Origin of the sequence: Methanosarcina sp. UBA411, from assembly GCF_002495725.1 — an archaeon.
Lineage (GTDB): Archaea > Halobacteriota > Methanosarcinia > Methanosarcinales > Methanosarcinaceae > Methanosarcina.
Genome location: NZ_DAGK01000015.1, coordinates 1 through 19,368, shown reverse-complemented (window position 1 = coordinate 19,368; position 19,368 = coordinate 1). Strand labels below are relative to the sequence as shown.

At 38.3% G+C, this 19,368-nt stretch carries 15 protein-coding genes; 4 read left to right on the top strand and 11 right to left on the bottom strand.

Features of this window, described 5'->3' with window-relative positions; translation table 11 throughout:
• Nucleotides 1-8: 8 nt before the first annotated feature.
• Nucleotides 9-1,430, bottom strand: a complete 1,422-nt coding sequence (locus tag BP861_RS05970) for a hypothetical protein (protein ID WP_292373524.1) — start codon at nucleotides 1,428-1,430, stop codon at nucleotides 9-11.
• Between the two features lie 502 nt (nucleotides 1,431-1,932).
• On the opposite strand from BP861_RS05970, the gene BP861_RS05965 reads away from it, so the two are divergent.
• The 3 genes from BP861_RS05965 (at nucleotide 1,933) to BP861_RS05955 (ending at nucleotide 5,660) form a co-directional block, all read left to right on the top strand.
• Nucleotides 1,933-2,613 carry a hypothetical protein gene (locus tag BP861_RS05965; protein WP_292373523.1) on the top strand — a complete coding sequence of 227 codons (681 nt, stop codon included), beginning with the start codon at nucleotides 1,933-1,935 and terminating at the stop codon, nucleotides 2,611-2,613.
• Nucleotides 2,614-2,680: 67 nt separating this feature from the next.
• On the top strand, nucleotides 2,681-4,603 hold the full coding sequence (locus tag BP861_RS05960; protein WP_292373522.1) for a tetratricopeptide repeat protein: 1,923 nt from the start codon (nucleotides 2,681-2,683) through the stop codon (nucleotides 4,601-4,603).
• 208 nt (nucleotides 4,604-4,811) lie between these two features.
• Nucleotides 4,812-5,660 carry a methanogenesis marker 8 protein gene (locus BP861_RS05955; protein ID WP_292373521.1) on the top strand — a complete coding sequence of 283 codons (849 nt, stop codon included), beginning with the start codon at nucleotides 4,812-4,814 and terminating at the stop codon, nucleotides 5,658-5,660.
• A gap of 330 nt (nucleotides 5,661-5,990) precedes the next feature.
• Here the strand turns inward: BP861_RS05955 and BP861_RS05950 are convergent, their stop codons facing one another.
• The 5 genes from BP861_RS05950 to BP861_RS05930 all read right to left on the bottom strand — a co-directional run bounded on the left by BP861_RS05950 (nucleotide 5,991) and on the right by BP861_RS05930 (nucleotide 11,283).
• Nucleotides 5,991-6,581 carry a GNAT family N-acetyltransferase gene (locus BP861_RS05950; protein WP_292373520.1) on the bottom strand — a complete coding sequence of 197 codons (591 nt, stop codon included), beginning with the start codon at nucleotides 6,579-6,581 and terminating at the stop codon, nucleotides 5,991-5,993.
• Nucleotides 6,582-7,419: 838 nt separating this feature from the next.
• Nucleotides 7,420-8,535, bottom strand: coding sequence for an ABC transporter ATP-binding protein (locus BP861_RS05945; RefSeq protein ID WP_292373519.1), 1,116 nt, complete (start codon nucleotides 8,533-8,535; stop codon nucleotides 7,420-7,422).
• Between the two features lie 24 nt (nucleotides 8,536-8,559).
• Nucleotides 8,560-9,243 carry a molybdate ABC transporter permease subunit gene (modB, locus tag BP861_RS05940; RefSeq protein ID WP_292373518.1) on the bottom strand — a complete coding sequence of 228 codons (684 nt, stop codon included), beginning with the start codon at nucleotides 9,241-9,243 and terminating at the stop codon, nucleotides 8,560-8,562.
• Between the two features lie 10 nt (nucleotides 9,244-9,253).
• Nucleotides 9,254-10,084: a molybdate ABC transporter substrate-binding protein gene (gene modA, locus BP861_RS05935; protein ID WP_292373517.1), complete on the bottom strand. Its 831-nt coding sequence runs from the start codon at nucleotides 10,082-10,084 to the stop codon at nucleotides 9,254-9,256.
• 368 nt (nucleotides 10,085-10,452) lie between these two features.
• The gene (locus tag BP861_RS05930) at nucleotides 10,453-11,283 is read right to left on the bottom strand and encodes a YihY/virulence factor BrkB family protein (RefSeq protein ID WP_292373616.1); all 831 of its coding nucleotides are present in this window, start codon (nucleotides 11,281-11,283) and stop codon (nucleotides 10,453-10,455) included.
• Nucleotides 11,284-11,498: 215 nt separating this feature from the next.
• On the opposite strand from BP861_RS05930, the gene BP861_RS05925 reads away from it, so the two are divergent.
• Nucleotides 11,499-11,846 (top strand): DUF488 domain-containing protein, encoded by a 348-nt coding sequence (locus BP861_RS05925; RefSeq protein ID WP_292373516.1) that lies wholly within the window; start codon nucleotides 11,499-11,501, stop codon nucleotides 11,844-11,846.
• 331 nt (nucleotides 11,847-12,177) lie between these two features.
• Here the strand turns inward: BP861_RS05925 and BP861_RS05920 are convergent, their stop codons facing one another.
• The 5 genes from BP861_RS05920 to BP861_RS05900 form a co-directional block, all read right to left on the bottom strand.
• On the bottom strand, nucleotides 12,178-13,731 hold the full coding sequence (locus tag BP861_RS05920; RefSeq protein ID WP_292373515.1) for a flippase: 1,554 nt from the start codon (nucleotides 13,729-13,731) through the stop codon (nucleotides 12,178-12,180).
• A gap of 21 nt (nucleotides 13,732-13,752) precedes the next feature.
• Nucleotides 13,753-14,118 carry a hypothetical protein gene (locus tag BP861_RS05915; protein ID WP_292373514.1) on the bottom strand — a complete coding sequence of 122 codons (366 nt, stop codon included), beginning with the start codon at nucleotides 14,116-14,118 and terminating at the stop codon, nucleotides 13,753-13,755.
• 1,769 nt (nucleotides 14,119-15,887) lie between these two features.
• Nucleotides 15,888-15,998: a DUF1328 family protein gene (locus BP861_RS05910; protein WP_292373614.1), complete on the bottom strand. Its 111-nt coding sequence runs from the start codon at nucleotides 15,996-15,998 to the stop codon at nucleotides 15,888-15,890.
• Between the two features lie 509 nt (nucleotides 15,999-16,507).
• Nucleotides 16,508-17,689, bottom strand: a complete 1,182-nt coding sequence (locus tag BP861_RS05905) for a DUF1015 domain-containing protein (RefSeq protein WP_292373512.1) — start codon at nucleotides 17,687-17,689, stop codon at nucleotides 16,508-16,510.
• Nucleotides 17,690-17,778: 89 nt separating this feature from the next.
• Nucleotides 17,779-19,149, bottom strand: a complete 1,371-nt coding sequence (locus tag BP861_RS05900) for an MBL fold metallo-hydrolase (RefSeq protein WP_292373511.1) — start codon at nucleotides 19,147-19,149, stop codon at nucleotides 17,779-17,781.
• Nucleotides 19,150-19,368 lie beyond the last annotated feature (219 nt).

The window sequence follows — 19,368 nt, the reverse complement described above, 5'->3', positions numbered from 1 at the left end:
TTTTTACCTTAACTCTTTGGATCGAACTTTATAGCCCTATCGTATACGATCTCTGAGTAGGATGGCCCGGTTTTTGTAGAGTTTTCCATGTAGGCCCTCCAGCCAATGAAAAGCGGTTGATCCAACTCTATACCATGAGGTCCCATACCATAAGGAACCTCATAGCAGTATGGTTCACCTTCGCTGCAATTCCTGGCAAGCTTGTAGACATAAAGGTATTTCGCATTAGGATTGTCAGGGAGGTATTCCTCAGCAGATCCATTGAAATCTGCATCTGTGATAGCTCTAACACCGTTCCACACATCTGCTCCATATATTGCGAAGTTCGAGTACGTCGCCTTTCCTGTGGCTACATGGTTGACACCATAGACAATTATGAATTCATTTGTATTGTTGCCCAGAGTAATTGCCGGGTCTCGCAAGAAAGGATAGTACTGCGAGGTGTTAAAGAACGGAGGTGTCGGCGAAGAGGCAGTCTGGTTTGCTGTCCATAGATAGCATGCATCGTTGTTGGGACCTACGCCATTGATTCCTCTCTGAATAGCATCACTCCCTATCGGAACTGCCTGACTTGTCGGAAGCTCTGTGGCACTCGACTCATTATATTTGTTGAGAATCGCAGTCCTTAGCTCTTTGAGATCATCCGTAAGCTCGAACTCTGTTTTTCCAGTTCCGCGAGCTCTTAGCTCCGGATAATCATAAGGATCCAGTTCCGTAGTGTTGTTGGGAGTAATCCGGAAAACAGTTGCAGGTGTATTGTTGATGTAATCGTCACCAGCCTGCGTGTCATTGAATAAGGCTGGGCGGACAAATGCAGCAAATGTATCGGAGTTATTCTCCAGGCCCATGTTTAACATGGTTGAGGGAAGCACCTGGGTGTTAATTATATTGTCCGAATACCCTGCTGATTGGGCAGCATCTCGGATGCGTTGATCAATGCCTTTATCTGCCGTAATGATTATTACCGTGGTTTGATTGAAAGGATTCCCAGGCTGTCCATCTGGTGTCCCTTCTGTTTTTATAACCAGGTTGTTCACTGTATCTGCTATGTTGGAAAAGAGCCATCTCCACTCGTTCCCATATGTCCTGTGCATTATGTAATGATCATAGCTGAAGTACCTGCATTCCGGCGGTGTTCTTCCTACAAAAACAACGGCTTCATCAGGACGAAGGTTCCAGATTGGAGTTGTATTCCCGCTCATCCCGAGTGCACTTGTTAACCTAGAAACACGTTCATCTACTTCAGAGCCAGTTGTCGCTGGAACGAAATATGCTACATATTTTGTGGTGGGATTGTTTCCGTATGCAGAAGGTAATATTCCTTTCTCTAATAACCCGATTAAATCAAAGTAACCCAATTCACCTTCCTGTACGGTGAATCCGTCCTGTTCTAAAGCCTGTCGAAAAGCCTCCGCATCGTATGTTTTCACATTTTCTGCGAGGGCAGTTCCTGTTAACGATATGAATAAAACACCAAGTATTATAACTAGTATATAATTTTTCATATATAACCCCCAAGTTAATTTATTATTTAATATATTAGAAACCTCGTTAGGACATTAACTAAATTTGGACAGTCGATCAGCTAACAGTTCGTATCATTCCTTACTCTCACCATGTTTTGACTTATCTCTATTTAGTGAAAATAATGCCGCAGAAACACTTAAAAAATATAGCAAATTTGTAAAGTTTATTTTCATGTTATACTTTAATAACCGGTTGTGAGTACTGCTTTTCAGAACCCTGGCAACTTCACGCTCGACGCAGGAGAGCGACCTTTTCCCTGAAGTCTGCAAAAAAGCTGAAATTTTCGAATATTATCAAACGAAGCCCTGGAAAAAGTTAAAACCTGTGAAATTTTTATTCTAGCCGTTATAAATAACAAAATTTATTATACTGACCTCTAATATCAAAAAGAATTCGGAGGAGTTTATGGATCCAGCCGCTTTTACCCAGCTCGCTCAGCAAGCAACAAATATCCTCGCTCCTGCCTTGTCTGCCCTGTGCATTGCAGGAAAACCTGCAGTTGACAAAGGAAAAGAAGTTCTTGTGGATATGATTTATGAAAAAGCCTTTGAAAAACTCGGTTCTGAAAATGGGAGAAGAGCACAAGCTCTGCTGGAGAAAATAAGCCATAGAATGAGTGAATCCCTCGAAAAAGCACTTACAAAAGTTCTCAGAAACTCCCATGATCCAAAAGCAAAGGAAGAACTTCAGCAGGAAATCCTGAAGTTGCTGATGGAAAATCCAGATCTTGCTAGAGAGATTGAAATCATTGTGAACATAAATATTGACATTGACTTTGTCAAACACCTTATTTTCGGCAATGGTAATATAATCCTCAATCTTGAAGACATAAAAGGCGAAGAATTTAGAAAAATTATGGAATACATGGATTGGAAGAGGCAAGAAGAGCTAAAACAGACAGTCCTGAAAAGTTATAGTCCTTCTGTCCTGCCGGATTATTCCGAAAATCTAGTAAAGTTTGTCACTGAAAATAGGGCAGAGGAGCTGTCTTCAGCTCTCAAGCATCTTCAGAAGAACAAAATCCTTCTTTTTACTGGTTGCAGGTGTCGGAAAAACTACGCTATCACGAGTCCTGATAAACTTTAGGCCGACAAGTGTTCCAGAACCCTTCTGGTTTAACTTTCACCATAATAGAGATGCAAAACTCGAAGATGTGCTTGAAGCGCTTGAAGCCTATCTGGAAGCCCCTGAAATCCTGAGCTTCAAAGGCAAGAGACAAGCTGGAAATTCCGATATAAACAGACTTACTGAGGAATTGAGGAAAAGAGACTCTTTATGGCTGGTTTTTGATGATCTGAGTTACATAATTGATGAAAAACAGTACTTCACAGATTCAGGGCTTGGCCTTTTATTTAAGGCTCTTAGAGATAATACTCATAATGCAAAGATTATTCTCACCAGCCGAGTTATGCCATTGCTTGATAACGGAGAATACCTTATAGATGAGCTTGAGGATGAAAACAAGCAACAAATAAGAGGTCTTAAACAAAACTTTGCTATAAGCTACCTGAAAGAAAATGGCTTTGAAAGCGTTGAATTAAAAATTCTGGAATTCCTCTTAACAAACATAGGCGGACATCCATTCTCATTAAAACTTCTTGCCGGACTCGCGAAAAAACATACAGCAGAGAATATATTAAAAGATCTCAGTCCTTTTAGAAAGCACCAGAAAGACCGAATTAAAAGTGCAAGGTTCCTCTTTGACAAATTGGTCGGCGGAGAAAAAGAATTACTTGAGCGCATTGCGGTCTATCGTCAGCCTGAACCTCTGGAAGCAATCAAAATAATGTTTACAGACAGCGTTCCCGTTGATTCTGTTGATACTCTATTAGATAAATCCCTTCTCGAAACTGACCGTAATGGAAACTATTGGCTCCATCCTTTAGTCCAAGAATTTTCCTATGAAGACCTGAAAAACAAAAAAGAAGCTCATATGCTTGCAGTGAAATACTACCTTACTCTCCAACTACCGGAAAAACCAACCAGAAAAGAAGACGTCCAATCTCTGATAGAAGCTCATTATCATGCCTGTAATGCAGAAAGAATCGATCTAGCTGCAAAAATTCTTTATCACTCCAATCTATGTGGACAGTTGGAATTTTGGGGAAACTTCAAAATTATAGTGGAACTCTGCACTCCTTTATTGCCACATATTTCCCTTGAAAGAAGAATTATTCCTTTAGAATGTCATGGGTATTTTCTTGGAATTCTTGGAATAGCTTGTTTCAAACTTGGATTCGCTGAGGAAGCCATTATACTTATTGAAGGAGCGTTAAAAATTACAAGAATAAGAGGAAACAAAAAAGGAGAAGCAAACCAACTTGGAAATCTTGGTTTAGCTTATCAACGACTGGGAAATCATAAGAAATCAATTGAATATTATAAACAAGTAATAGAGATTGCAAAGGAAGTTGGAGATCAACGTGGAGAAGGAAACAGTTATGGAAACTTAGGTAATGCGTATTTAGAGTTGGGAGAAACAGAGCAAGCGATAATAAATTACAAAAATGCTGTGCAAGTACTGGGAGACATAGGAGATAAAAGAGGAGAAAGCAGTTATCTTTCAGACTTAGGCATCGTATATTCTCAGATTGGAAAGATGGATGAGGGTATCTATTTCCTTAAGCAATCATTAGATATTTTTAAAAATATTGGAGACAAGATAGGAGAAAAAAATCAACATATGAATATGGGAATAGCTTACAAAAATGCAGGAATGTTGGAAAAATCTATAGAATGCTATAGAGAAGCTCTAAAAATTTCAACTGAATTAGAAGACAAGAGCGGTGAAGGAGATTTGTTAGGAAACATTGGTAATCTCTTTCTAGTTTTTGGGCAACCAGAAGAAGCGGTTATATATTATAAACAAAGCTTGATAATTGATCGGGAAACCAGAAATAAAAAGGGAGAAGGTATAAACCTTGTAAGTTTGGGAATGTCTTATATAGCTCTTGGGCAATTAGAAATAGCAATTGAGTTTTTGAAGCAATCACTTGCTATCGGAAAAGCGATTGAAGATCCGAGGATAATTAGCTTTTGTGAAAAGAAATTGAAAGAGCTTGAAGGATCTGACTAATAACTAATTCACTTCTTTTTCAATGAATTTTGTATTTCTAACTCAAAAGTAGACTTATATTAATGGAAATTTCTCTATCCAAACAGAAATAGAATCAGACGCCAAAACCAAAAGCTATTATATAATAGCTACAAACCTTAACTGTTATTTTTACCTAATTTTAATTTCTTAACAATCATATTTTTGCTCAGCCAGTAAAGGTGGAACTATGCCTCATATAATGGAATTGCTTGGAAAAACAAGAGTAGTCGTAAAAGACGGAAAGGTTATCGAAGTCGGAGAGCCTGAAGTCAAATGGTGCCCCCTCTTTGCCAAGATACGTGGGATCCAGAAGATCACCCCTGAAGAAGTCAAGAAGAATATGGAATTCAGGATTAGCGATTTCGGGATGTTTACCGATAAGCGCCGGCTTGAACTCGAGGACTTTGTTGGGTTTGGAGCATCCGAAGTTATGATGACCGGCCTGAGCCGGGGTTTACTTGACACAACCGTGACCGCCTGTGAAGGCGCAGGAACCGTTATTTCCAATAACCCTACTCTCGTTCAGGGCATGGGTGGCAGGATGTCCGGCCTGGTCGAAACCGAGCCAATCAATGCCATCATAAACGGGATTCAGGAACGTGATGGAATCGTGCTCGACCCTTCAACTGCAAAAATGGACCCTGTTGCAGGAGTTAAAAGGGCAGCCGAACTCGGGCACAAAAAGATTGCAGTAACCGCAGCTTTCGCTGAAACCGCAAAAGAATTACGGAAGCTTGAAGCCGAACTCGGGCTTGATTTGATAGTAATTGGAGTCCATGTTACAGGTTTAAACAGGGAAGAAGCCCAGAGCCTGGTGGAAAATTCAGACATTGTAACCAGCTGTGCTTCAAAGCCTGTCAGAGACCTCGTAAAGCCTCTTGCTCAGGTAGGAACCGCAGTTCCGCTTTTTGCCCTTACTCAAAAAGGAAAAGAACTTGTGATTGAGAGAGCAAAGGATATCAAAAGCCCCATTCTTATCAATACCATGCCCCTGCCTGTGCTGCCTGAAAACAAGCAGCCAAGAGAACTGAAGTAAAATTAGGATTGAAGTATAACGAATGAAAACGGCATAGAAACCGTTATTATTTTTTACTCCGTTATTTTTTTACTTAGTCTTTTCCTTCTTAGAGGATGAATGAAGCTTTCTATTTTCTACAATAGATAAGCTGATAGATAAACTACCTCTTTTAGGGAAAAGTTCTGGCAGTTTTAGGATAATGAGGGCATCCGTTTTTGGGAGGAGGAATGGGGATAGATTGGAGGGTATTTATAAGAAAAGTTCACAGATGCCCTATCCCAATATAATATTTACAAATATATAAAATTTGGTTTATACTGCTATCATATAGGATTTTCTGGAAATATCTCAATTATTTTCTGTAAAAACTTCCTTCACTTGAACTTTTATGGAGTTTGAGATCGGATTTTCATCTACATTAAAAAACTCGTAAGCTATGGTCCCTTCTTCCGGACCTTTTCCTTTTAAAAGAAAACCATTCTTTTCCAGGACTCGAATTGAAGCTTTCATGTGAGGGTATGTATAAGCTATAATTCTGTCTCTTTTGAGGCTGGAAGAAGCCCATTGTACCATCGATTGAACAGCTTCGGTTGCATATCCCCTACCGTGATATTTGGCAAGCAAAGAATATCCTATTTCAAATGTCCCATTTTTATGAGCAAGAAATCCTCCATTTCCTATCAAAATAGATTGTTCAGGATCTTTCTGGCGGAGAATCCAATAAAAACTCCAGATTTTTCGTTCTCTTGCCTGAATTCGCCCGATAAAATCTTCGATCACTTCAGGTGTTATCTGGTCAGGTGGCCATTCTTCAGGAACATGAGCATTAAGAACTGAAGCAAAAACCGGGAGGTCGTGTAACTCCAGAAGATACAGTTTCAAGGTAGCAGGGAGCAGGCATAAACGCTTGGTATTGATAGGAGGTAAGAGTAAAGGCATGTATCGGAGTTGGAGTTACTTTTATATAATCTTTTTTAGGATATAATTTTAAAAGAACTTCTAGTCTATGATACTAAGAGGGAAATACAAGATTTATACATGAAATTAGGAACTTAGTCAATATATATTTGATAAAATAATTACAAAACAAGAAAAAAGATTAGAAAGATAGAAAGATAGAAATATATCAAAAAATTGGATTGATTTTAATTAACAAAATTGAAGGGAGTAAGGCATCTGATATTGGGAGGTGGTTTGGGATTTAGGGGGTATAAAACTAGTTGGGTATATAAGAAAAGCGCTTATCAGATGCCTATATTATAATATTAATTGATAATATATAAAATTATTGATATAATATAATTTTGTTGAATTCTATTTTATAATCTCAAAAAAGCCAATTATATTAATTAATTTCATAGATTTTTGCAAAATCAAGGATTAAATATCAGTCTACAGCTTAAATCTTGAATACTAATTAAGACCACAAAATTCCAAAATAATAAAAATAATATAAAGACGAATTCTGCCTGTATTTATTTCATTTATTGTAAAGACTGCTTCTTAGCAGAAAACTAGAGGATATTATGTTTTGTAATCCTGTTGAAGTTGAGAGCCTCTTGCCTTTGAGTTATTTTTGAGATGTAATAAATTTCTAAAATTACTGCAGGGCTTTCAATTAATTGCTATACCCAAATGCCTATTCTCCAGATAATGGGGCTTAACGTGAATATTTAACAGTTTTTCAATTCTGCGAGCATGTGGAAAACCTGATGTGCCTGGCTTTTACTTCAGTATGATGCGAATAAAAATCAAGCATATTAAAACGAAACATTATTCAAAATGTCACGATTTTACTAATTTCTAATTTGACCAGGCAGAAATCTCCTGCATTTAACTTCAAGGAATCGACAAATTGTGCAGGTACTTCTGCGGTCAGGGTTTTATGATGTTTAGTAAGGTTGACTATAATCTTTTTCTTTGGCCCTTTATTGATAATGCTGACGACATGTGCCATATAAATGTTCTTATCCTGATCTTCATGGCCTGGAGGGAGAAAAGTTATGTTCTCAGGATGGACTCCCCAAGAGACCATATCTCCGGGATTAAGTTTCAGAGAAGGTACCCTAATCTTCATGTCTCCACTCATTAATATTGTACTTCTGGAGATTTCATCATGTCCCACAACCCTAGCATCGTCAAAAAGATTTGACAGGCCGATTAGCTTAGCTACATGCAGGTTTTTTGGGTGATAGAATATTTCATCCAGAGTACCAAACTGCTGTACTTTTCCCCCATGCAAAACAAGAACCCTGTCAGCCAGCATGAAGACCTCTTCAAGGTTGTGAGTAATGAACAACAATGGGATTTTGAGCTCGTGCTGTAAACTCTTTATTTTTTCAATAAGCTCGGTTTTTATTTCTTTGTCAAGTGCAGAAAAAGGTTCATCCAACAGTAAGAGTTCTGGTTCTGGAGCCAGGGCCCTTGCCAGAGCTACTCTCTGCTTCTGCCCGCCTGAAAGCTGAGATGGATGACGTTTTTCTAGCTCCTCTATATGAAGAAGGCTCAGCATTTCCATTACTCTTTTTTCCCGACTTTCTTTATTCCAATTCTTGAGACCGCACTCTATATTTTTTCTTACGTCCATATGGGGAAATAGGGTAGAACTTTGGAAAACATAGCCCAGATTGCGCTTCTGGATTGGCAGATTGATTTTTATTTTTTTATCGTAATACACTTTACTATCCACGGTTATATTTCCATTATCAGGCTCCGTGATTCCCGATATGCATTTGAACAGTGTCGTTTTTCCAGACCCTGATGGCCCAAAAAGTACGATAAGTTCGTTTTCCATTTCAAAGCTGACATTAAGCATAAAAGCTTTCTTGGCCCCGCTTTTTTTACTACTTCCAGCTTCATGATAGCATTTTTTAATGTTAACCTTGATACTCAAGCTTATACCTCTAAACAGTCAAGCTTATACCTTTGATTTTCCTCTGCTTGCAATTTTTCCAGTAAGAGCAATGGATATCAGGGACATAAGGGTAAGGACTAAAACAAGTACGTTGGCAAGTTCGTTATTCCCTGCTTGAAAAGCGCTGTATATTGAAATCGACATCGTATTCGTTTTTCCCGGGATATTTCCTGAAAGCATGAGAGTGGCTCCAAATTCTCCGACAGCTCTTGCAAAACTTAGTACCAGGCCTGCCAGTATGCCCCTTTTTGCAAGGGGCAGAGTTATCAGGAAAGCAGTTTCAATCTCGCTTTTCCCTAGAATATAGGCTGCATATTCAAGTTCTTTATCCACGGCTTCAATGGCTGCTTGTGCAGTTCTCACCATAAGAGGTAAAGAAACCGTATAAGCCGCAATAACTCCAGCTTGCCAGGTAAACATGATTCCAGTGCCTGTAATGCTGTAAATCAATTGTCCAATAAATCCGTTTTTCCCTAATAGGATCACCAGAAAATAACCGATTACCGTAGGTGGAAGTATCAGAGGAAGTGTTATCAACAGCTCTGCAAGCTCTTTTCCCCGGAAATCACGCCTTGCAAATATATAAGCCAGGAATACCCCGCTACATAATACGAGAAAGGAAGAGATGGCGGCTATCCGGAATGTAATAGATATAGGAAACCATATCTGGTCAAGCATTGGAGTCATATTTATTCCGTTATTCGGATAATGCCATGAATCCGTGTTTTTCCATTGTTTCCTGTCCTTCTTTTCCTGTCACGAAATCAATGAATTCCTGTGCGTCTTCTTTATGTTCGGAAGAAGAAACAATGGCTATCGGGTAGTTTACAGGAGTATTAACAGACACATTTGTAACGATTTTGATGGTTTCTGGTGCAGTCATTGCGTCAGTCATGTATACAAAACCCGCATCTACTTCTCCTCTTTCCACGTATACGAGTACCTGTTTGACGTCTTCAGCAAGTACTACTTTATTTTCGAGCTGACTCCACAAACCTGCTTCAGTCATTGCGGTACGTGTATAATTTCCTACAGGGACTGTATCAGGATTTCCGATGCCGATTTTCTTAACTTTAGGGTCAGTCAGATCTTTCACACCAGTGATATTAAGGTCACTGTTTGCAGGGATAATAAGTACAAGTGAATTCTTGACAAAATCCTCTCTTGAACTGTTGTCGATAAGGGTTTCATTAGCAAGGATGTCCATCTGATTCTCATCAGCTGAAGCAAAAACATCCGCAGGAGCTCCTCCTTCAATCTGCTTACGCAGGTTACCTGAACCTCCAAAATTGAAATTCACATCTACGCCAGGGTTTTCGGCTTCAAACTTGGGTTCCATATCCTTAAAAGCTTCGGTAAGGCTGGCAGCTGCAGATACTGTAACCGTTTCAGGATCCTGTTCAGAAACTGGAGTTTCTTCTGTAACTGGGGTACCCGTTTCTTTTGTAGCTTCACTTCCATTATCAGTACATCCTATTGCAAGGAATACACTTAGTAAAATTAACAGAACTATCAGTCCTTTTTTCATTACTTCACCTACACAAAACATTTTTATAATTACTTACATAGTTGAACTTAGAATTGAGAATAATAAACCTTAGGCATACAAGTCACTTCTTTATTTTTCTAGTATTTACATTCTCTGACAACAGCAATATTGTGTTATAACTCGGGTTATAAACGAAGCGTTATGTTTGATTATACATAACGCTTTTCTTCTTTTACTCTAATAGTATAAGAAGATTCCCGGTGTCAATCTCAAGGAAAGTTTTACAGTTAGGGGTATCACTCTTCAAAAAAATAATATTAACCATGATTTCAAGGAAATTAAATAGCAAAAATAAAACAGCACACAGTATTAAAGAAAATTTAGACCTTGTTTACATAGGAAAAGTCCTAAGATTCTGAATATATTTTTGTGAACTCAGCCCCAAGCGTAATCATAATTGAGGAATAATAAAACAGAAGAAATAACCCTATAATGGACCCTATTGCTCCATATATGCTTGTGGGGTTACTGTATGCAATAAAAAATACAATCGCGTATTTTCCTATTGTTACAAGAACTGCTGTTACGATAGACCCTACAAAAATCGATTTCATGTCAAAACTTTTATCGGGAAGGACTCTATACACAAATATGAAAAAAAGCACAAGAATAAGGAAGCTGGCTATTGAACCTGTATAATCAATAATCAAAGGTGAAAATAGTAGAAATTGTTGGAACAAGTTTGAAGCCGCATAAAGAAGACCTTCAACAAGTATGCTCAGTACGAGCAGCCCTCCAAAAAATATAACTATAACAAAGGAGATGGCTGTATTCCTTGTAAAATTTTTAATTCTATTGGATTCGGTGGGTTTGATATCCCATGCTTTCTCAAGGAAATTCTTCAATTGTCTGAAAACGTTACTCGCACTCCAGAGCAGTAGAATAAGACTTATTAATGCACTTATTGACAGGGAACTGAGATCCGGAATTTGCTCAAAAAGTAATATTATCATATTTTTCATTGCCTCATCTATGATCCCATCCAGGTGATTGAGTATGGTCTCCTGAAGACTTTTAGACATTATAAAAATACTACCTATTGATACCGAAAGTAACAGAAGAGCAGGAAGACTTAATACGAAATAATATGCCAGCGCAGCGCTGTAAGTCACTGCATCATCTTCCAGCCATTCCTTTATTGTTTCGGTAATAAGATCTCTTACGTACCCCCGGCTCATATTTCCCAATATATAATATATTGCACTTTTATTAAAGAGTTCTTATTAAATTTTTGTGTAACTTTATTTTCTATCTCAGAATGCGAGAACAAATAATTAAAATGGATATAAAGGACTTAGATATACTTGAAGACACATTAACTGGTTAAGAAGAATAAAGTGGCTAAGAGGAGTAAACTAATTAAGAGGAGTAAAATAGCTAGAGGGGTAGGCAGTTGATTCGAGTAAAAAGAGTTTACGAACCGCCATCCGATCAGGATGGATTTAGGGTACTTGTGGATAAACTCTGGCCCAGAGGACTCAGGAAAAGTGAAGCAAGGCTTGATCTCTGGATAAAAGAAATAGCTCCTGAAGACAAACTTAGAAAATGGTTTTCCCATGATCCTGAAAAATGGGAGAAATTCAGGGAATGCTACCTTAAAGAACTGGAGCAAAAAGAAGAGTATATAAGAAAACTTCTCGAAAAAGCGAAAGAAAATGATCTTACTCTACTTTATGCTGCAAAAAGTGAGACTTTTAATAACGCTATAGTTCTAAAGGAATACCTTGAATCAAAGGAATAACTTGAATCAGAGGAATAACTTGAATCCAGATAAAAAAGAAAGTAGCTTTGAAAGACTGAACTTAATCAGTCAGTAAGATAGGTAGCAAACTTTTTACAGGTGAATTCTGCACCGTTAGCTTTGTTTTTCAAGTAAATTCCGTAGTCCAGCTTCAGTTTTTTCGAAAATATTATTTTTTTAAAATGTTTATTAATTCTTTCAAAAATATTTGTAATATTTGGACCTGGAACTTTCTACTGAAAACTATAATAAGAAAGCTGCCGGCACCTTCAAAAAGGGGTTGCCGGCTATTTTCCTTCACCTAGACCAAATTTCCTCTGCCAAGACCAAATTATGATGCAAGGGCCTTGAGTGCTTTGGGGATGTGGAGGCGAATGTTGTATCTGAGATTCTTCCGAATTTCACCTATCATCTTTATTTCAGTATTATCCAATATTTTTGCCCGATGGACAATCAGGAAATACCCGACTATGAAGATTACGTACTCCCAGGTTGCTCCAGTAAGCAGATGAGCATTCTTGGCTGCGAGCATGGATCCGACTATCAAGATAACTATCAGAGTCAATTTCTTGTACATCGAAGTGAACGGATGCATATTCTGCTTCCTCCATGCCCTCAAAGTCATAGAGACTTCGATTGTTGAATAGGATATCGCAGTCCCTATAGCTGCACCTATCATGCCATACTCAGGTATAAGCAGGAAGTTGATGACAGCATTAATGCCTGCACTTGCTACTGAGCATTTCATAAGGAAATCCGAGTCTCCGGAGGCTAACAGAGTGTGATAGTTAAATCCAAAGTACGAGTTTGCTATGAATCCCATGGCAAGGATACGCAGGGCCGTGGCACCACCTACGTATTGAGCCCCGTAAAGTTTCGTAATAAAGTATTCAGGGTAAACGAATATCAGTGCAAAGAGAGGGAATGTAAGTAGGAAGCACCATTTAGTCATTACCGAATAAATTGAGCCAAGTGGTGCAGTATTGTTTTGACCCCATAGCTTGGAGGTTACAGGGACATATACATAGCCCATGGAAGCTATTACTAGGGATAGGAACCCTACAAGAGGGTATACTGCGTTGTAAATCCCAACGACTTCAGCTGACTTGAAGTAACCTAGCATTATTGTGTCTATCCAGCTCATGAGGTTGAGCAGAGTTGCAGTTATCAAAAGCGGGAATGAGTATCTTATTAACTGTCTGGTTGTATCACTGAATTGAATTTTCCTTTTCTGCTTTGTCTCCCGCTTGATTGGCGGCCTTTTTATAAAGTACACAGCCATTATACCGAAGGTAAAGATCATTGAAAGCAGATCCGCAAACACAACACCGTTCAGAGAAGACCCAATTAATACGGCAACTATAGCAAAAACAAGCAGAGAAGCCGGCCTTATTATGTTGTAGAAGTACATATTAACACTTGTACGACCGAATCCTCTGTAGACTGCTACTGTCAGGTTCAGGAGTATTGTGAACGGAACTGCAAGGATTAGGATCCTTACTACGGGCAGGATTTTGCCCTCTGCATCGAATCCATTCCCGGCCAGACTATGGAACAGAGAAGGAGAGACCAGAATTGAAAGCAAACCTGCAATCAAGCCCATAAGCATGGCTGAGATTATTAACTCAGGTAACTTCTGATCTTCGTGCCTGCCCCTGAAGAAGGCAATATATCTTGGTACGCCTTCATTGAGTCCAAGGGTTGCAAATGCACCTGTAATTGAGATCACAGTAAGTGCAAGGGAGTATGTACCAAAGTCTGCTGGCGCAAGTTGGGATGTGAGTACTTTTTTAGTGAGGATGTCAAGAAGCATTCCTATGAAGGTTCCTGCAAGTATTACACCGGAACCTGCCACTATCCGGTTGACCGAGTCGTTAACTGACATGTTAATACCGTTTTATTGCGGTTAGTTCCCGACTTCCTGGGTCAATGGGCAGGAGCAATATTCGGTTGCCTTGCCAGTGACTGCTTGTAATAAGTCCTCAGTCAACTGCAGACTAGAGCTTGATAGGCTTTTTTTTGCAGTTTGCAGGAAAGCTAAACCTGACTCTTGAGCCTTGCAGATATTACCAGATAGGGTACTGGTGTTGTATTTGATAGAAAATCTCATTTTAGGGCTTCGGGTTTCAAAATTTACTGTTTCAAATTCCTTAAAACAGCTGAGAATTTTAAATTTGTTTGTATTGCTGTCTTTTTGCTGAACTTCTTGTCTGGCTGCCCCTTTGTGAGCTTTCAAGACAAGGTCTATCTTGGGTTTCTTGATAAGCTGCATGATTTCTTACGACCTTTAGGATGGATCGGAGCTAAATCTTCGATTGGATTTTGGGGCCAATTCCGGGTTGGATCAGGGTTGAGTCCTGGCTTGGTTCTGACTGGCTCGAGTGAGGATTTTGGGTTAATCCTCGATTGGGTTCCGAGTATTCGAGGCTGGACTATGGGTTGAATTCGGAAAGACCCCTATTGGATCGCAGGTAGGTTTGGGTTGGATCTAGAGGGTAAAAACCGTGGATCACAGGTTGGGTTTTGGGTTGAATCCGATAGAACCCCTGTTGGATCACAGGTGGGTTTGGTTGGATCTAAGAGGGTAAAACCTCGTGGATCACAGGTTGGATTTTGGTTTTGATCCCGGGTAGGATCTCTTTGAATTTTAGAGTGAATCTGGGTTAGATTCAGATTGGGTTATGGAAGGCAGGTCTGGGTTTTACCTACCTTGTGTAGAATATTGATGCGCTTCGGATTCAACAGGGATTTTAGCTGCATTTTGAAGCTGGGAGTATGTTTTTGCACTCTTAGATATGCTTACGAAACTCGTAGAACCTTTTTCCTTTTTAACTCCACAAGTTCGTAGTCGATTTAACTGTTTCAGTAGTGACAAAGCAAATTCCTGACTATGCAGTTTTTCTGAAACCTGAAGAAGGATAAACTCATTGAATATTTTTTAAAGCTCCCCCCAGATTTCTATGGAGTACCACCTCGACTTGATATAAAAGCTTTACGGAATCATTCCGGACTTATCATAATGAGGTTAGATAGCTTCCTGAAAAACTGATTTGAGACTTCCTCTGTCAGGGATCTGGCTTGATATTGGCATTCAGCTTTTAACTATCAGCTTTTAACTATCAGCTTTTAACTAACCTGATGCGGTTCTAGGGCAATCAAAAGCCTAGAATTCTGGAAATAACCTTAAAAAGGGTTTGAATAACCTGAAATTCCTATTTACCCATTCAGGATAATCCCAATTTCCTTCATTCGTTGAGGAGTGGCCTGATGCAGAGGAGTTTTTGCTTATACAATCATGTGCATGCGGGGCAGAGGAGCCATTTTCGGAGGTAAGGATAAATTGAACAGAAACTTCAAAATATCGTTATCACATTATAATCATTTTTATAATTTCTCCGAAAATTATTCATATGACCCATGAGGGTATTGTAATATAATTCTCATATAAATATTTTGCTTATCAATAATAGAAGGATAAAATTTCATCAATAAAAAGTAAATAAGAGTTTATAATAGTCTTTAATTTACCCTTAAATGGAGTATAAAAAAGGAAAATGAGGGCTTAAAACCTTCATTTTGCTATTTAATTTAATTTAATTTAATTTAATTTAATTTAATTTGACTATTTACTTCTATTGATTCAGTTTCTGTTTTTTTGATTTAATTTGAGTTAAATAACTCTATAAAAGCTCATTCAAAAGCTCACTGAGAAACTCCCAATTATAATTTGAATGAAACTTTTAAACTGGGGCTGAAGTAATTTATAGAATAAAATTTTAATAAATTAAAAATTAGCTTAAAAATTCAAGACATTCACTTAAAAATAGAAAAGTAGTTGTAATAGCGAACCGGTTAATAAGAAATTCCTGAACTGGGATGAAAAATAAACAAATTAATTTCTATGTGCCTGTGAATATCAGAAAAAAGTATAAGGAAAAGAAAACCGGTTTTGATCTCTTGATTATGGTTTATTACTTGTCCATCCTCCCTATTTATACAAGAACCTATTATGAATCAGCGTTCGCTTTGTAAAGGCTGCCGTCATAAAAAGAACGAGATGATTGCAAGTATAATAAAGATTATAACGAGCCACTTTGCAATCTCCATTGAAAAACCGGCAACTCCCCGCGCGCCCAGTATATATGCGATCAATGCCAATATTAGAAAGGCTACAGCAAGTCCTATCAAATCCGGTATATTTCACTCCCCCAGTGAGTATTTAGCTAATAAATTAATTATTAGATTAAAGGTATTTATAATTTGACTGTCAAATTAAGTCGCTTTGTTATAAATGGAGATCTTTTTTTAATTGAAATCACTCCTTTTAAGATTACATATACGTATTCTAAATCCTTCCTGTTTATTACAATTAAACGGCATCGAGTTCTGTAATCAGACACAGAAATGAAATTAAGCAAAGGTAATTGAATAAATATCAGGATCTAATACTTCATGAAAACACACTATATACCTTACTGTTAAAATAAAACAATTGGGTATTATACAAATATATAAAATGAAGATAAAGAAATGTATAGAAAGATAAAATAAGAAAATAAATGCAGAAGTAGACAAGGTAAGATAAAGGAAAAGAAAGGAAAAGAAAGGAAGATTCAGGAAGTATAAAAAGAAAATTGAAAGAGTTTACATGACAGATAAGATTATGAAACAATCCTTCTGGCTTCGATATAATATCTCTTCTCATTTTCCTTTCCAAGGGAAAAGGATTTCCTTGGGAGAACTCCCTTCTTTTTAATAAGAGGAAAGAAGTTGCTCTTTTTTAATGGGGGAAGGAAGAAACCAACATTACCCTGTTTTTTTCCAAGTTTTTCCACGACTTCAGGATCATGTTCATATTCAATTGAATAACTGTCAATTATCTCATCAAGGGTCTCGACCTCAAGATCGTACACAGGATTATCAAAAACCAGCACACCAGATCTATCTTTTGTAGTAAACCCTATTGAATGTCCTGCAAACGGAAAATCGGCATTTAAAGGACAGCCCTTAATTTCTTCGATCCTTGCATTGAATCTTTTAAGTAGCTCTTCGGGCTCAATTCCACTGACAACTCTGTGAATCGGCTCAAAGGAAAGCCCAGGATCATGAACATTTACAAGCTCAACCATTGCGTACCTTGCAGGATGATCGGCCTGTACGGTCCCTTTTATCTGTTCCCAGAAACTCTTTGCAGCAGCAAGGCTGTGATTTCCATCTCCAACAAGAAGGGGTCCAAGACTAAGGATCTTCTCCGAAATTTCTTTAATTACCTTTTCATTATTGATCCTGTAACCCGTAATATGGCCACCCTTTTCCATCAGATCAAAATCATAAACTTTATCATCTTCACAAACGGAATCATCCAGATTTCTTGTAACTGAGAAACAGGGATCATCGTATAATACTAAGATGTGAGAAAGTTCCAGTTCCGCATTTTCCCTTATCCTCACTCTTGCTGGAAGCCTTTCTTTAATAGTGCCTTCTGTTGGCTTAATAATCGAGTCGGACCCGTTGAACTGATACTCTTCCAGATCAACTGCCACCACAAGCCCTATTCTTTCCTTACCTGAGACCAAACGTCTTACAAGAATAAAGCAGGGGCCATGGTCAATAAGAACTTTTTTGTAATCACTTAGAGATTTATGAATCTTACTTATTCTATTCTCATCTAAAGGAAGATATATTTCCGGACAAATTAGATTTAACGTAGAAGGAGCATTTCCAACAAATTCTTCAACTCTTTTCCAGTATTCCAGATCCTGAGTGTGCTGATCACAGGCAATCACTGCCCACTTATCCCAATTATCTTTTGGAAGAAGAATGCGAGGAACATGTAAAACCATGGTAAGTTAAAATAAGAGAGAGAATATAAAGATTTCTAAACCCCTTTTCTGAGTGTGCAGCTTAAAGAAAGTTGGGGAAAAAAATAAGCTTATTTTACTATGTCATATCCGGCACTTTTCCATGCAGTCATGCTACCAAGCACATTATATACGCTATTATAGCCATGCTTTTTCAAAATTGAGGCTGCTATACTGGAGCGCTTGGAACTATCGCAATAAATGATTACCGGAGATTTTTTGGGGATGCTGTCCAGATTTTTCTCAAGCTCGCCAATATATATATGTCTAGCTCCTTGAATGTGCCCTTCGTCCCATTCTTTCTTTTTCCTCACATCCAGAAGTGTCATTTCCTCTTTCTTTTCCAGTTTATTCTTCAGATCATGGACAGACATAAAATTAAATCCATCTACGGGTAAGGCTTTCATGTACCAGGCTGCAATTCCACCATTTAAATACCCCGTGACATTGTCATAACCCAAGCGAACCAGATACCTTAAAACGGTTTCAAGCGACTCTTTTTCCTCCAACACGAGGAGTATTGGTTTATCATAGGGAAGCACCCAGCCGGCAAAGGAAGGTATTCCTCCGAGCCAGATACTGTAGGAGTTTCTTATATATGCTCCTCCAAAAGAGTGGGGCATGCGCGTATCCAGGACTATTGCCCCTTTTTCCATTTCTGCTCTGAATTGCAAGGGTGAAAGCAACTTCGGAACTGGCAGACCATGCAGCAGAGTAGGGCCCTCCCGATTGTATTGCTCCATCTTCTCAAAGTAAGGAGGAAATTCGAGCTGCTCTTCAAGTTTGAACTTGATAAATTCTTCCTTGTCGGTTTTCTGCAGAACAGGATTCTGGATACGCTCAAGTCCAAGAGTACTGTAGTCCCGTTTGGCAATCGCTCCGCCGCAAACCGAGCCTGCGCCATGCGCAGGACATAATATAACTCCATCTCCCAGGGGAAGGATTTTGTTAAAAATGCTGTCATAGAGGTTTGATGCCATTCTTTGGGCTTCCTCCGAGCCATAAAGATCAGTTCTTCCCGTATCTCCTACGAATAGGGCATCTCCTGTAAAAACCATTACAGGCTCTTTTCCTGTATAAAGGTCTGTCAAGATATAGGACATACTCTCATCTGTATGGCCCGGAGTATGCAAAGCAGCCAATCTCATTGAGCCAAAATCAAACTTCTGGCCTTCAATTAAATAGTTTCCATATTTGAACTCCACTCCATGACCGTGGTAAATCTCTGCATCTGTAAGCTCCTTCAATTCCAGGGAACCTATTACATAATCCTCATTTCTGTGAGTTTCAAAAATATATTTTATGTTCATACCCTCTCTTCTGGCAAGATCGACATAGATCTGACAGTCTCTTCGAGGGTCAATAACTATGGATTCATTTTCCGAGCCAATAAAATAAGAAAGATGAGCCAGACCTTCCGATTTAATGCGTTCGAATTTCAAGCTAAACCCCTTCCCCAGTTATATTTATGAGAATTCTGTACTATTGCAGGTTTCTCTCTATCTAATTAGAGCCGCATACTTCATATTTCTTATGAAAAATTACATTTTCCAGAAAGCCATTTAGAGTAAAATTCTAATATTAAAATAAAACAGAATAATAATAATAATAATAATAATAATAATAATAATAATAATAATAATAATAATATGAAATTTTAG